This is a genomic window from Pectobacterium brasiliense (assembly GCF_013449685.1).
GTDB lineage: Bacteria > Pseudomonadota > Gammaproteobacteria > Enterobacterales > Enterobacteriaceae > Pectobacterium > Pectobacterium brasiliense_A.
Genome location: NZ_JACDSF010000039.1, coordinates 61,615 through 74,674, shown reverse-complemented (window position 1 = coordinate 74,674; position 13,060 = coordinate 61,615). Strand labels below are relative to the sequence as shown.

11 protein-coding genes are annotated in these 13,060 nt (G+C 52.0%); 3 read left to right on the top strand and 8 right to left on the bottom strand.

The features are described 5' to 3' along the window. Nucleotides 1-4: 4 nt before the first annotated feature. From citG to H0248_RS15485, 8 genes are all read right to left on the bottom strand, one after another. Nucleotides 5-910, bottom strand: a complete 906-nt coding sequence (gene citG, locus H0248_RS15520) for a triphosphoribosyl-dephospho-CoA synthase CitG (RefSeq protein ID WP_180786580.1) — start codon at nucleotides 908-910, stop codon at nucleotides 5-7. Next, on the bottom strand, nucleotides 888-1,415 hold the full coding sequence (gene citX, locus H0248_RS15515; RefSeq protein ID WP_180786579.1) for a citrate lyase holo-[acyl-carrier protein] synthase: 528 nt from the start codon (nucleotides 1,413-1,415) through the stop codon (nucleotides 888-890). Before citX ends, citG begins: the two co-directional genes overlap by 23 nt. Before the next feature lie 26 nt (nucleotides 1,416-1,441). Then, a complete protein-coding gene (citF, locus tag H0248_RS15510) occupies nucleotides 1,442-2,971 on the bottom strand; it encodes a citrate lyase subunit alpha (protein ID WP_180786578.1) in 1,530 nt (509 codons plus the stop codon). 53 nt (nucleotides 2,972-3,024) lie between these two features. Then, a complete protein-coding gene (gene citE / locus H0248_RS15505) occupies nucleotides 3,025-3,900 on the bottom strand; it encodes a citrate (pro-3S)-lyase subunit beta (RefSeq protein ID WP_014915099.1) in 876 nt (291 codons plus the stop codon). Next, nucleotides 3,900-4,190 carry a citrate lyase acyl carrier protein gene (gene citD, locus H0248_RS15500; RefSeq protein ID WP_010277114.1) on the bottom strand — a complete coding sequence of 97 codons (291 nt, stop codon included), beginning with the start codon at nucleotides 4,188-4,190 and terminating at the stop codon, nucleotides 3,900-3,902. The genes citE and citD overlap by 1 nt, the downstream gene beginning before the upstream one ends. 23 nt (nucleotides 4,191-4,213) lie before the next feature. After that, nucleotides 4,214-5,278, bottom strand: coding sequence for a [citrate (pro-3S)-lyase] ligase (citC, locus tag H0248_RS15495; protein ID WP_180786598.1), 1,065 nt, complete (start codon nucleotides 5,276-5,278; stop codon nucleotides 4,214-4,216). An 87-nt stretch (nucleotides 5,279-5,365) separates the two neighbouring features. Next, on the bottom strand, nucleotides 5,366-6,250 hold the full coding sequence (locus H0248_RS15490) for a fumarylacetoacetate hydrolase family protein (protein WP_180786577.1): 885 nt from the start codon (nucleotides 6,248-6,250) through the stop codon (nucleotides 5,366-5,368). A 116-nt stretch (nucleotides 6,251-6,366) separates the two neighbouring features. After that, nucleotides 6,367-7,737 carry a 2-hydroxycarboxylate transporter family protein gene (locus H0248_RS15485; protein WP_180786576.1) on the bottom strand — a complete coding sequence of 457 codons (1,371 nt, stop codon included), beginning with the start codon at nucleotides 7,735-7,737 and terminating at the stop codon, nucleotides 6,367-6,369. A 419-nt stretch (nucleotides 7,738-8,156) separates the two neighbouring features. Between H0248_RS15485 and H0248_RS15480 the strand changes: the two genes are divergently transcribed. The 3 genes from H0248_RS15480 (at nucleotide 8,157) to H0248_RS15470 (ending at nucleotide 12,934) form a co-directional block, all read left to right on the top strand. After that, nucleotides 8,157-9,752, top strand: coding sequence for an ATP-binding protein (locus H0248_RS15480; protein ID WP_039514631.1), 1,596 nt, complete (start codon nucleotides 8,157-8,159; stop codon nucleotides 9,750-9,752). A 91-nt stretch (nucleotides 9,753-9,843) separates the two neighbouring features. Beyond that, nucleotides 9,844-10,545: a response regulator gene (locus H0248_RS15475; RefSeq protein WP_180786575.1), complete on the top strand. Its 702-nt coding sequence runs from the start codon at nucleotides 9,844-9,846 to the stop codon at nucleotides 10,543-10,545. Nucleotides 10,546-10,999: 454 nt separating this feature from the next. Beyond that, the gene (locus H0248_RS15470) at nucleotides 11,000-12,934 is read left to right on the top strand and encodes a methyl-accepting chemotaxis protein (protein WP_180786574.1); all 1,935 of its coding nucleotides are present in this window, start codon (nucleotides 11,000-11,002) and stop codon (nucleotides 12,932-12,934) included. The last annotated feature ends 126 nt before the right edge of the window (nucleotides 12,935-13,060 follow it).

Here is a 13,060-nt window from a genome sequence, read left to right as displayed (position 1 = left end):
TTTGCTATTCTGCAGGGTAGTGATACAGCAGCCAGGTTAAGGCCAGTAGATCGGCGCTGCCGCCTGGGCTAAGGTTTCTGGCAATCAGCGCGTCGTCCATCTCTCTTAGCGCCTGACGATCCAGCGGACCTGTCAGCAATCTCCGTGCGTAATCTTGCACAAACGCTAATCCGTCCATGCCACCGCGTGAAACGACATTGGTGTCCGGATTGTGGGCCATCAACACCAGCAGCGTCCGTAACAGCGCGGTTTCGTCATCCTCTCCGGCGGCAATAGCCTGAGTCAGGGCGGGCAACGCGTACTGGCATACGGTATTGAACCCACTGGCAGCCTCTCCCCTCGCCCCCGTCAGTCCATGACGCTGATAAAGATGTTCACCCGCCGTCGCTGCACCAGAACATGCCGCTAGCTCATTACGCACCAGATCGTGACACATGGCAGCGACGCTATCGCATAGACTGCGCTGCGTTACACGCTCTCCCCGTCCTGCCAGCCAACCGGCGGCGGTACACAATAGGCCAAATGCGAAAATCCCACCTTTATGGGTATTCACGCCTTTCGTCGCCGACAGCATCGCCTGTTCACAGGCGATGCCGATAGGCCGAACCTGAAACAGCAGTTGCGCTAGCGGTACGCTGGCGTGTTGATAACCCGCCTCGGTAAAATGCCGGAACCAGGGAGAGATCGCCTGAATGCTGGTCTGAAACAGCGCAACATCCATATCGCGGTGAGATCCGTTATTGGCGCGATCCACCAGTCCGGGCTTCGGCGTCAGCATGACTTCCATCGTCAGCGCATTGGCCACCCGTCGGTCGATATCGGGTAACGCGCCGCGTTCCCCGATATCGACGATTGCGAAACGGGATACTGCGGCCGACAGGATACCGTCAGGCTGGCGTAAAGTAGGCATGAACCTTTTCCTCAATGTGCTCAAGCAGCTCAGGCAGTGAATGGCGACGCGAACGGCTACAGGCGTGTGCCATCTGGTCGCACAATAGGCAGGTGCGCCCGCTGTGCGCCAACATCGACCGGCCAATCGATCCGTCTTCTGGGCTGAAGATGTCGAAATCCCATAGCCGCCCCAGCTCATGGCTATCTTCCAGCGCAATAGTCGCAGCCTTCACGGACAGCGCATCTTTGGTGATCGACCATAGCCCTTCTGCGCCTGTTGCCAGCCAAAGTGTTTGCTGCTCCAGCACCGTCCATCCCCGCTTCTGACACAGCAAGGCAAACGATTTGATAGCTTCGGCCATCACCTGCCGATAGCCTTCGCTATCTTTTATCGGCCCTGGCGTGACCAGCGTCAGCGACACCAACGTCACACCGTGGCGGGCAAGCCACTCTTGTTGGCGAACTGCGCGGCGTTCCTTCGCCGCGAGTAAGGTTTCCAGCGAGATGGAAACAGCATTTGTCATCGTCGATTCCCTCATGCGTTTACCGCTTATTCGTCGGCTTCCTTCACCTGACGAACAACGTCAATTACGCTGCCATCGCGATAGCGAATAACGCCGACGATGCGATCGTGAAACTCGATAGCGCGTGGTTCACCCACCAGCGCAATCGCACGCTCATACAGCGCCTCAATCGTCATCACCGTCAGCCCCGCCTGTTTCAGGCGTTCAGCAACCTCAGGTCGCGCGGGGTTGACGGCAATGCCGTGATCGGTCACCAGTACGTCAATACTTTCTCCCGGTGTAACCCGCGTCGTCACCTGACGCACCACGGTCGGGATGCGGCTACGAATCAACGGCGCAACAACGATGGTCAGGTTCGCTGCCGTCGCGACGTCACAGTGTCCACCGGACGCACCACGCATCACGCCATCGGAGCCGGTGATGACGTTGACATTAAAGTCGGTGTCAATTTCCAGCGCGCTGAGAATCACCATATCCAGTTGATCGCAGCAAGCCGCTTTAGAACTCGGATTGGCATAAACGTTAGTGGAAATCTCGACATGATTCGGGTTCTTTGCCAGCGATGCAGCCGCATTGGCATCGAAACACTGGGTATCGATCAGCTTTTCGATCAGCCCTTTTTCGTGCAGATCGACAATCCCGCCCGTGATGCCGCCGAGGGCGAAGCGTGCCACGATGTTCTGCTGGCGCATTTTATCTTCGAGGAAACGCGTACAGGCCGTCGAGGCCGCGCCGGAGCCGGTCTGGATCGAGAAACCATTTTTGAAATAACCGGCATGTTCAATCACGTCTGCCGCGGAACGGGCAATTAGCAGCTCACGCGGGTTGCTGGTGACGCGCGCCGCGCCTACGCTAATTTTGGCCGGATCGCCGACTTCATCCACCTGAACGATGTAATCCACCTGATCCTGCACAATGCTGGCCGGCATGTTCGGGAACGGCACCAGTGCCTCAGTCAACAGCACTACTTTTCGAGCAAACTGCGCATCGACCATCGCATAGCCCAGTGAGCCGCAACTGGATTTCCCAGTGGTGCCGTTGGCGTTGCCAAATTCATCGCTGCACGGTACCCCGAGGAAAGCGACATCGATATTCAGTTCACCGCTTTGCAGCAAATGGACGCGCCCCCCGTGAGAATGAATCTGTACCGGTTCTTTCATTAATCCATGAGAAATCGCATCGGCCAGCTTGCCACGCATCCCCGAAGTGTAAATCCGGCTGATCACGCCCGCTTTAATGTGGTCGATCAGCGACGCGTTACAGCTCATCAGCGAGCTGGATGCCAATGTCAGATCGCGAAAACCCATTCGTGCCAGCGTATCAATCACCCGATTAATGACTTTATCGCCTTCGCGGAAATGGTGGTGGAAAGAGATCGTCATCCCGTCTTTCAGTCCGCTGTGACGAATCGCCTCTTCCAGATCGGCGCACAGTTTGCGTTCATGTTTTTGTGCGACATCATTCAGCCACGGCGTATGTTGATTCGCATTGACGAAGGGTTGCAGATGGCTTTTTTCTGGGTACTGCTTTTGCAGTGCTTCAATAAAATGACTCATTGTCTAATCCTGTGATTCCTGAGAGCGGCAATTGCGGTGCAATCACGCAATAGCTATTTGCGAACGCCGGAGGCCTGAGCACGTTCCAGCACTCTTCTGGCGTGGTCGATAATCGGCCCGTCGATCATTTTCCCGTTCAGGGAAATGACGCCCAGACCAGCACGTTCACCCTCTTCAGCGGCTTTGATCACCAGATGGGAATAGTCCACTTCGTCCTGTGTCGGGGCATAAGCGTTGTGTAACAGCTCAATCTGGCGCGGGTTAATCAGGGATTTACCGTTGAAGCCCAGCTTACGGATCAGATCGACCTCTTTCAGGAAGCCTGCATCGTCATTGACATTGGGATAGACCACGTCGAAGGCGTCGATACCGGCAGCACGAGCGGCATGCAACACGGCGCAACGGGCATAAAACAGCTCCGTGCCGTCACCGCGTTCCGTCTGCATATCCATCACGTAGTCGAACGCCGCCAGCGCTATCCCGATCATGCGCTCGGAAGAGCGTGCAATCGCGACGGCGTTAATGACGCCGACCGCAGACTCAATCGCAGCCATGATGCGCGTAGAACCGACTTCACGCCCGCAGGCCTTTTCGATACGAACCAGATGGTGCTCCAGCTCATCGACATCGTCGGTGGAATCGGTTTTCGGCAGACGGATCACATCCGCACCGCCGCGCACGGCGGCTTCCAGATCCAGCAGGCCAAACGGCGTACTGAGCTGGTTAATACGCACGACGGTTTCAATATCACGGTACATCGGGTGTTGGAGCGCATGGAAAACCAGCAGGCGTGCGGTATCTTTCTCGCGCAGGGAAACGGCATCTTCCAGATCGAACATGATGGAGTCAGGCTTATAGATAAACGCATTAGACAGCATGGCGGCGTTCGCGCCCGGGAGGAACAACATACTGCGGCGAAGCTTATTCATTACAATTTCTCCCATTCAATCTGCTGTCCGTCTGCGGCGCGCAGTACCGCGCTTTGCACGCGAGCACGGATGACACAATCCAGCGCGCCTTTGTCATCCACAATGATCGTCCCTTCCTGTACGCCCAGTTCTTTCAGCGTGTCATTCACGACCTGTTTGATTTGGTGACCGAACTGTTTCATGACTTCGCTGTTAATGACCACGGTGAGTTTCCCGTCAGCCGGTGCCACTTTGACCAGCAAATCACTGGATTCAAAGGTGCCTGCTAAGGACTCCTTAACAATCTTCATAGACTTATCCTGATTAATTTTAATTACGCGTATTCGGGTTCGTAGTAGCGCTGTAAATGCGCAAAAGTTGAGGCTGGCACGATGTCCTGAATACGGCTGTACTGCCGAAGCTTGAGTAATTTCCTGACTTCCGAAGCGGAAATAGCCAGTCCTGAGGTTTGCCGTTTACGTTCAATTTCAACCACGCTTAGCGCTGGGGAAGAGACCGTCTGGTCTTTCTCCAGCCAATAGTGCATGTCCTGGTTGTACTGATACGTCACCGGGCAAAAGGGTTCGGTGCCGACGAAACGCTGGGTAATGCCGAGCGCTGACGCGATATATTTCCTGAAAATGAGTAAATCCAGCGCCGCATGGGCACGGGTGATGAGTTTCTCTTCCTTCAGGAAATAGCCGGGAAAGGTCGCCTTAGAGATCATGTAGTTCGAGCCGGCATGTACCGTCACATTGCGGATGTGTTCCACGCCGCGCTGCACCATCTCCAGGCGCTCGCTAAACGGGAAAAAGGACACGTCTTCCCGCACCACGAAGACGTGCAGCCAGTCACACGACTGTGCCGCATGCTCGGCCAGATAGCGGTGACCCAGCGTGAAAGGGTTCGCGTTCATCACAATCGCGCCGACCTTTTTATCTGTCCGCGTCGCAAGCGGTTCAGGGTACGCAAAAGCCGCCAAAGACTGGCAATACTGCTGGATGCCAATCGGCGTGTTTTCCATCAGCACTGCGTTATCCTGATAACACACCAGCGGATAGAAACCACATCCGCGAAAGATGTCGACATTTTCCGGTCGGGTATAGAGAAACAGGTGGAAGTGGCCGCGCTGCGCCGCCTGCTGCATCACTTCATTCACCACCTGCACGCCCAGATTGAGGTGTCTGAATTCAGGATCGACCGCAACGCACTTTATGGTGTTGGCGGCCAACCCCGCGCAGGCAATCAGCCGCCCGCCCCGTTTGCCCACCACCACGATGTCAATATCGTCATCCATGCCGAGCTGGCAGTGTGCGAGGAACTGGCGCACCGCGTTCCTCTCCTGCTCCCGAAGGCGCACATCCAGCGTGTCAAAAAAGACGGAATCATTGGCATACATCACGGTTCTTCCTGCAACTCGAATTATTTAGGCAATCTATTGCAAGCTGCCGGTTTAGCGCCGGCAGCCTGGTACTTACACGGCTATTCAGTGCGCGACGGCTTCAGCGGCTGCCGGAACCGATTTCACCGGCACAGCCGCATCCACGATCGTGTTACGCAAATGGCCAATGTTTTCGATTTCAACTTCAATACAGTCACCCGCTTTCATAAACAGCGGTGGATTGCGTTTTTTACCCACGCCGCCAGGTGAACCAGTAATGATTACGTCGCCGGCACTCAGCTCGGTGAAGGTGCTGATGTATTCAATCAATTCTGCCACTTTGTGGATCATGCTGCTGGTATTGTCGTCCTGCACCATGCGGCCATTCAGATACGTGCGGATTGCCAGCACATGCGGATCGGGAATTTCATCCGTGGTGGTCAGATAGGGGCCAAACGCACCGGTTTTCTGCCAGTTCTTACCTGCGGTAAACCAACTGTGCTGCCAGTCACGCGCAGAGCCGTCCATGTAGCAGCTGTAGCCTGCAACATGAGAGAGCGCGACATCCTGAGCAATATTCTGTCCACCTTTACCGATAACGACCGCCAGCTCGCCTTCATAATCGAACTCGCGGGAGTAATGCGGTTTGATCACTGGCGTCGCGTGTCCGGTTTGCGAATCCGCAAAACGCACAAATAATGTTGGCGCGGGATTCTCTTCATTAAATTCCTGACGCTTAGCGGCGTAATTCATCCCCACGCACAGGATTTTCCCTGGTGCGGTAATAACCGGTAAGAACGTCACATCCGCGACCGGAATATCCGGCGTACTCATACTGAATTCGTGTGCCACGTGTAACGCATTCTGCGCCAGCAGTGCTTTCAGATCGGGATAGCGGTGGCCAATTTTACCGCCGAGATCGATTAATCCCGTTGGCGTATAAATGCCGTAACTGTTCTTACCGTTATAACGATAGCTTGCAAGTTTCATAATATTTCCTATGCAAAATAAACCCACGCGCAGTGGCAGTTTTTATTCTGTTAACTCAGCTCATTCTTCAACGTAATACTTATTTAACTCAGCGACTTTTTATTTTCTGAATGACATCAGACTAAAAAGTTGGCGAGCACGAGCAGTGAAATCGATACGTTAATCGCACCGCCGATACGCGTAGCAATCTGCGCGAATGGCATCAGCACCATACGATTACCTGCCGTCAGAATGGCGACGTCACCGGTACCCCCCTGTCCGCTCTGGCAGCAGGAAATAATGGCAACATCAATCGGATGCATACCGATTTTTCTACCCACAAAGAAACCGGTCGCGACCAGCGTCACCACAGTAGAAATAATCACCAGTAGGTTTTGAATCGTAAACGCGTTCACCAGTTCCTGCCACGGCGTAATCGCCACGCCAACGGCAAACAGAATCGGATACGTCACAGAGGTCTGGAAGAATTTGTAAACGACCTGAGAACCTTCCAGCATTTTCGGTGAAACACCGTGAGCCAGCTTCACCAGCACCGCCGCGAACAACATGCCAACGGGTGCAGGCAGGCCAATGACTTTGTGACCAAGCATACCCACCATGTACAGCAGGATTGCCAGCAGCGCGCCAGAGGCAATCGTCGTGACATCGGCTTTTCCGCTAAAAGCGGAAGCTGGTGTACTGCCTGCGCCGCCACTCAGGTTATTGTCTTTATTCGGCATCAGTTCGCCTTCACCAGTCAGGTGTGGATAGCGTTTACCCAACTGATTCAGCACACCGGCAAGGATGATCGCGGTCAAGCTGCCCAGCATGACGATAGGCAAGACGCGCCCCAGCGCAACGCCCTGATCCATATGCAGAATCGTGGCATAGCCGATAGACAATGGGATAGCACCTTCACCCACCCCACCCGCCATAATCGGCAGAATCAGGAAGAAGAAGATTTGGAACGGATCCAGGCCGAGCGCAATCCCTACGCCCATGCCCACCAGCATGCCGGCGACTTCACCGCACAACATAGGAAAGAAAATACGCAGGAAGCCCTGAATCAGCGTCTGCCGATTCATACTCATGATGCTGCCGACAATAATGCAGCAGATATAGAGATACAGGATGTTGGTGCTTTTATAGAATTTGGTCGTGGATTCAACGACAACGTCCGGCAGCAGGCCATAATGCACCATCGCCGAAGGGATAAAGGTCGCGCAGATTGCCGCCGCCCCCATCTTGCCGATAATCGGCAGACGTTTACCAAACTCGCCGCAGGCAAACCCGAAGAACGCCAGCGTCGCCACCATCACGACGATGTCGCTCGGCAGCTTACCGCTCAGGCAGTCGATGCCGATTAATACTCCCGCCAATACAAAGAGTGGCACAGGGATAATACCTACTTTATAGGTATCCAGAACGTGCCACCATTTTTCCTTTAATGAGGCCTTCCCAGCCGCCTCATTATTTACCACAATATATGAATCATCAGTCGTGCTCATAACTCTGTCCCCGTTTTATTTTGTCCGCGAATGATAGGGGGCGGTTACTTATTATTATGTGATTCTCTTCAAATTAAAAAACGAGTTTTAAAGGCGTTTATGGTTTTTATGGTTTATATTAAAAAATCGTTTACTACGCAGGCAGTTAGATGATTTTACGCTCAGAATAAATTTTACGGTTTCTATGGAGTTTATGGTTTTTATTTCCTAAAAATAACTATGTTGATAAAACGTAATTAAGTTGTTTACTAAAGAAAACAGAGTCGTTTAATTTTATCTATTTATTACCCTCATCATATTGGTAACAACATATTTAAACGTGTTATTGCTCACAAGTTTTTTCCTCTCAGCCCATTCTTATTACCATTCGTGATAAATTCATCAGCTATTTTTCGTTCACCAGCAGGCTACCGCACATCATGAGAGTGAGACTTTCCTTTCATATCAAATTATTTATCTATTTGATTGTCTTCTTCTCTTCGTTACTTCTGATGACGGGTATTTATTACTATCACGATATCGATAAGCAGTTGTATTCCGAGCTGGGTACACGAGCACAGGTACAGGCCAGAGAAATCGCCATCATCCCGTCCCTGATTGAGTCGGTGAAGCATAAAGACACCAGGCAGATCAGCACGCTCGTTCAGCAATTGAAGCTACGCAGCGACGCCAGCTATATCGTGATCGGCGATGATCAGGCACATCACCTGTTTCATTCTGAAGATGCCAGTCTTGTCGGCACGCAGATGGTGGGCGGTGATAACGTTGAGGTGCTCGCCGGGAAAAGCACTATCACCGTGCGCCGGGGCGGCATTGGCATTTCTCTACGCAGCAAAGCGCCGATCGTGGCTGATGGTCAGGTTATTGGCATTGTCTCCGTCGGCTATCTGAAAACCCATATCGATAATCTGACGTTCAGTAAACTGGCGCATATCCTGCTGGCGATTCTGGCGATGTTTGTCGCGCTGTTTCTCTTTTCCTGGTGGTTCTCACGGAATCTGAAGAAACAGATGTTTGGCCTCGAACCTCTTGAGATTCGTATGCTAGTCAGGCAGCAGAAGGCGCTGCTCGAATCGATCTACGAAGGGGTAATCGCGATCGATAAGCAGCACCGTATTGCTGCCATTAACCATGCCGCCAAAGAAATCCTCGGGCTGAACGAACCGTCTTATCTGTTGCGCGGCAAGCCGATTGATACGGTCATTAAACCCGTACCCTTTTTCTCCGGCGAGGCCATGTGGAACAGCGACACCCACGATGAAATCTGCCGTTTTAACCACGCGACCGTGATTGCCAGCCGAGTGCGGATCATGCTGGAAGATGAGCTTCAGGGCTGGGTCATCAGTTTCCGCGGTAAAAACGATATCCATACGCTTAGCATGCAACTCAGTCAGGTGAAGCGTTACGCGAATAGTCTGCGCATTTTGCGCCATGAACAGTTGAACTGGACAGCGACGCTGGCCGGGCTGCTACACCTAAAACGCTATGACGAAGCCATCAAATATATTGAAGCGCAGTCCGAAAGCGCACAGGTGGTGCTGGATTTTGTTTCGCGCCGCTTCTGTTCACCCGCGCTGTGCGGGCTGCTGCTGGGCAAGTACGCGACGGCACGGGAAAAAGGCATTGAGATTGTTTTCGACCCACGCTGCCAGCTCACCCACATTCCCCCCACGCTGAGCGAAACGGAGCTGATGTCCATCATTGGTAATTTGCTGGATAACGCGATGGAAGCCACATTAGCCACCACCGCGCCACATTATCCTGTCGAGGTGTATATCTATAACAGCGAACAAGAGCTGGTCATTGAAGTCGCCGATCAGGGAACAGGTATCGATCCGGCCATTGCCGACAGCCTGTTTGAAATGGGCGTGACCAGCAAAACACAGGGCGATCACGGGCTGGGGCTACATCTGGTCGCCAGCTACGTCAATCAGGCTCAGGGAATGATCGAAGTCTCGGCCAACCAGCCGAATGGCAGCATATTTTCCCTATTTATTCCGATGTCCCCCCAATAATTTAAGCAGCGCGTAGTGAACAACGCACAGGCCGCTTGAGGTATAGCGGACACACTATTTTATAATTCAGAGACTAACAGGGATTCACACCATGCAGCACACTGAACATTTCGATGTCTTAATCGTTGAAGATGAAAGTAAGCTGGCAACTATTCATGCTGAATTTATTGAGAAACATTTCAATCTGCGTGTCATCGGGATTGCCGCTACGCTTTTTGAAGCCAAAAAGCTCCTTCAGCAGCACAGGCCGCGCCTGATCCTGCTGGATAACTACTTGCCTGATGGCGAAGGGGTTTCGCTGATTGAAAGCCAACTGCTCAAAGGGATGGATTGTTCCGTCATCTTTATTACCGCCGCCAGCGATATGAATACCTGTGCTCAGGCGATTCGTTGCGGGGCCTTTGACTACATTATCAAACCGCTTTCCTACCCACGGCTGCGATCTTCACTAGAGCGATTCATTCAATTCGTGAAAACGCAGCACACCTACAAAATTGTCGATCAGCAGAACGTCGATATTCTCTATCAATTGCAATCATCCGGCACAGCCACCTCCTCGTCAGCAAAAGGTATTGAAGAGAACACGCTGGGGCTGATCAAGCAGATTTTTGCCAACGATGACGGCGAGACACTCTATTCTGTCGATGATATCGTCGAAAAAACCGGACTCAGTAAAACGACCGCCCGACGTTATCTGGAGTTCTGCGTTGAAAACCAACTCCTCGACATCGAAATGCGTTACGGCAAGATTGGCCACCCACGCCGGCTGTATCGCACAAAAAACACCCACTAGCCCCCCTATCCTATGGCGGAGAAGTGAGCCGTCATAGGGTATTCAGCACAGCCAGACGACTGAGTGCGATAAAAGTTGAGATAAAAAATCCGATAACGTCATTGACTAATCGGGATATTTCATCCGTATTAAGTCAAAATTCAACCACTCATTATTTTCATCCTATTTATATTTCAATACATGTCTACATTAACTCATTCCTACTCAAGTTTTTAAAAATTAAAAAAATAATCACAACTTTCTGCGCTTATTCTTATAACAATTAACGTAATACAGATTGGTAATTCAACCGGTGCCCGCTGTGCAGTTGTCCAACAATAAGAGAGAGACCTCACAAATTATTATTAGCTTCTTCGCTGATACTAAAAAAAACCACTATAAATCCGATAAGCACTATGGGTCATATCGTTATTGATTGTTACCGATAACAGCAATTCATCCCCGGAGAGACGTCATGTTCTTAGCCAAAAAAATCAGAAATCTTAAAATATCCCAAAAGCTGTATCTTGGGTTTGGGGTGATCCTGCTACTGGTCATCATTGCATCACTACTGAGTGCAGGTCGCTTCAGAGAAATTCGTGATATTTATGAGAAAACCAACCTTATTTACAACATCAACATAGAAGTCTTTCAGGCCAAAATAAATCGCCTGAAGTATTTTTATTCGTATGAAGAGAAGTCGCGTGAAACCATGGCGGGCTTCGTTAAACATGCTTCAGAGTTAACCACTGAAGCGAAAACGCTCACATGGAGTCCCGAAGGCGCTCCCCTCGTCAACGATCTCGGCCAGAACCTGACCGAATTCCAGAACGCGATCGCTGAGATGGGGAAAGCCACGCAGCGCGTGGTAGAAAATCGCGACAAAATCAGCGCCGCCAACGGGCAAAACATTACCGCGGATTTTTACGCCAAACTGCGCCAGCAACCTGCTGATAGCGCAACGCAATATCGGGCTGAAGATTTGGCAGCACAGGTTTCAGAACTCAAGCAGTTATCCTATGAGTTGCAGCTTAAGCAAAATGCCGATGCCGCGACGAAGCTCGATGAGGCTTTTGGTCGCTTTGACAGCAGCTACCAGGCCGCCACTGCGGCACTGACGCCTGAACAACAGGTCGCCGCAGAGGGGCTGCGAAGCTATGTCACCCTCTATAAAAAGCTCAACGCTGATTACTTCCAGAGCGTCAACAATCTGAAAAAAGCCGAAGATGGCGTGAAGGTCGGCGGGGATAAAAGCAGCGCTTCTATTAAAGCGCTTATCGCTATCGTCAAAGAGAAGAATGACGCACTGGCATACGGTTCCGCTACCATCACGATGATCATTGGCCTCATCGCCGTCGTGATCGGCATTATCATTTCGCTGCTGATTACCCGCCAAATCACCCGCCCCGTGATTCATAACCTTTCTCTGGCGGAAAAAATCGCCGCAGGCGATTTGACGTCAACAATCGTGGCTGACCGCGATGATGAGCTGGGTCAGCTAACCGCCGCCATGGGAAGAATGAACGAGAAGCTGCGCCATATGATCAGCGATGTGCGTGATAGCGTGGACAGCGTGTCCACCTCTGCGGCCAAGATTGCCGCGGGTAACAGCGACCTCTCCTCGCGCACCGAGCAGCAGTCTGCCGCCGTGGTAGAAACCGCCGCCAGCATGGAAGAACTGACATCGACCGTGAAAAATAATGCCGAAAACGCCAAACAAGCGAGCCAAATCAGTACCGAAGCCTCGCAAAATGCGTACAAAGGCGGCGAAGTGGTTCGGGATGTAGTGGATACGATGTCAGGCATTTCAGACAGCTCACGGAAGATTGCCGACATCACTGCCGTTATCAACAGCATTGCTTTCCAGACCAATATTCTGGCGCTCAACGCCGCGGTAGAGGCCGCACGCGCCGGTGAGCAAGGTCGCGGATTCGCCGTGGTTGCCAGCGAGGTGCGGACACTTTCTCAACGCACATCGCAAGCGGCAAAAGAAATCGCCAGCCTGATATCTGAATCGGTGTCACGTATTAATGTAGGAACACAACTGGTGGCCAATGCGGGAACGGCGATGGATCAGATTGTCTCCTCTGTCTCGCGGGTTAACGACATCATGGGGGAAATTGCCTCCGCCTCCGATGAGCAAAGCCGTGGCATTGAGCAAATTTCCCGCGCCATTAGCGAGCTGGACACCACCACACAGCAGAATGCCGCGCTGGTAATGGAATCCTCAATCTCCGCTAACTCGCTGGAAGAACAGTCTGCGATACTGGAAAGTATGGTCGCGAACTTCCGCCTGTCCGACCACGAGGGACGCAAACCCAAAGCCAATCTCTCCGGTTTGCCGCCACAGCAGAAACGCCTGCCGCCTGCATCAAAACAATCGCAGGATTCAGGCTGGACCACCTTCTAACGCTCGCTCCTTCAGCCCTGATATGACGTCAGGGCTGAATTCAACGATAAATAAATCATTAAATAATCAGTAAATTACGTTATTTTGGACGTATTTCCATAAAATGCTATGCATTTGCACAATCGA

Excerpts from the sequence above, each read along its gene's own strand:
- citX (WP_180786579.1), bottom strand. The coding sequence starts at position 1,415 with ATGACAAATGCTGTTTCCATCTCGCTGGAAACCTTACTCGCGGCGAAG.
- H0248_RS15470 (WP_180786574.1), top strand. The coding sequence starts at position 11,000 with ATGTTCTTAGCCAAAAAAATCAGAAATCTTAAAATATCCCAAAAGCTG.
- H0248_RS15480 (WP_039514631.1), top strand. The coding sequence starts at position 8,157 with ATGAGAGTGAGACTTTCCTTTCATATCAAATTATTTATCTATTTGATT.
- citD (WP_010277114.1), bottom strand. The coding sequence starts at position 4,190 with ATGAAGATTGTTAAGGAGTCCTTAGCAGGCACCTTTGAATCCAGTGAT.
- H0248_RS15485 (WP_180786576.1), bottom strand. The coding sequence starts at position 7,737 with ATGAGCACGACTGATGATTCATATATTGTGGTAAATAATGAGGCGGCT.
- H0248_RS15490 (WP_180786577.1), bottom strand. The coding sequence starts at position 6,250 with ATGAAACTTGCAAGCTATCGTTATAACGGTAAGAACAGTTACGGCATT.
- H0248_RS15475 (WP_180786575.1), top strand. The coding sequence starts at position 9,844 with ATGCAGCACACTGAACATTTCGATGTCTTAATCGTTGAAGATGAAAGT.
- citC (WP_180786598.1), bottom strand. The coding sequence starts at position 5,278 with ATGTATGCCAATGATTCCGTCTTTTTTGACACGCTGGATGTGCGCCTT.
- citE (WP_014915099.1), bottom strand. The coding sequence starts at position 3,900 with ATGAATAAGCTTCGCCGCAGTATGTTGTTCCTCCCGGGCGCGAACGCC.
- citF (WP_180786578.1), bottom strand. The coding sequence starts at position 2,971 with ATGAGTCATTTTATTGAAGCACTGCAAAAGCAGTACCCAGAAAAAAGC.
- citG (WP_180786580.1), bottom strand. The coding sequence starts at position 910 with ATGCCTACTTTACGCCAGCCTGACGGTATCCTGTCGGCCGCAGTATCC.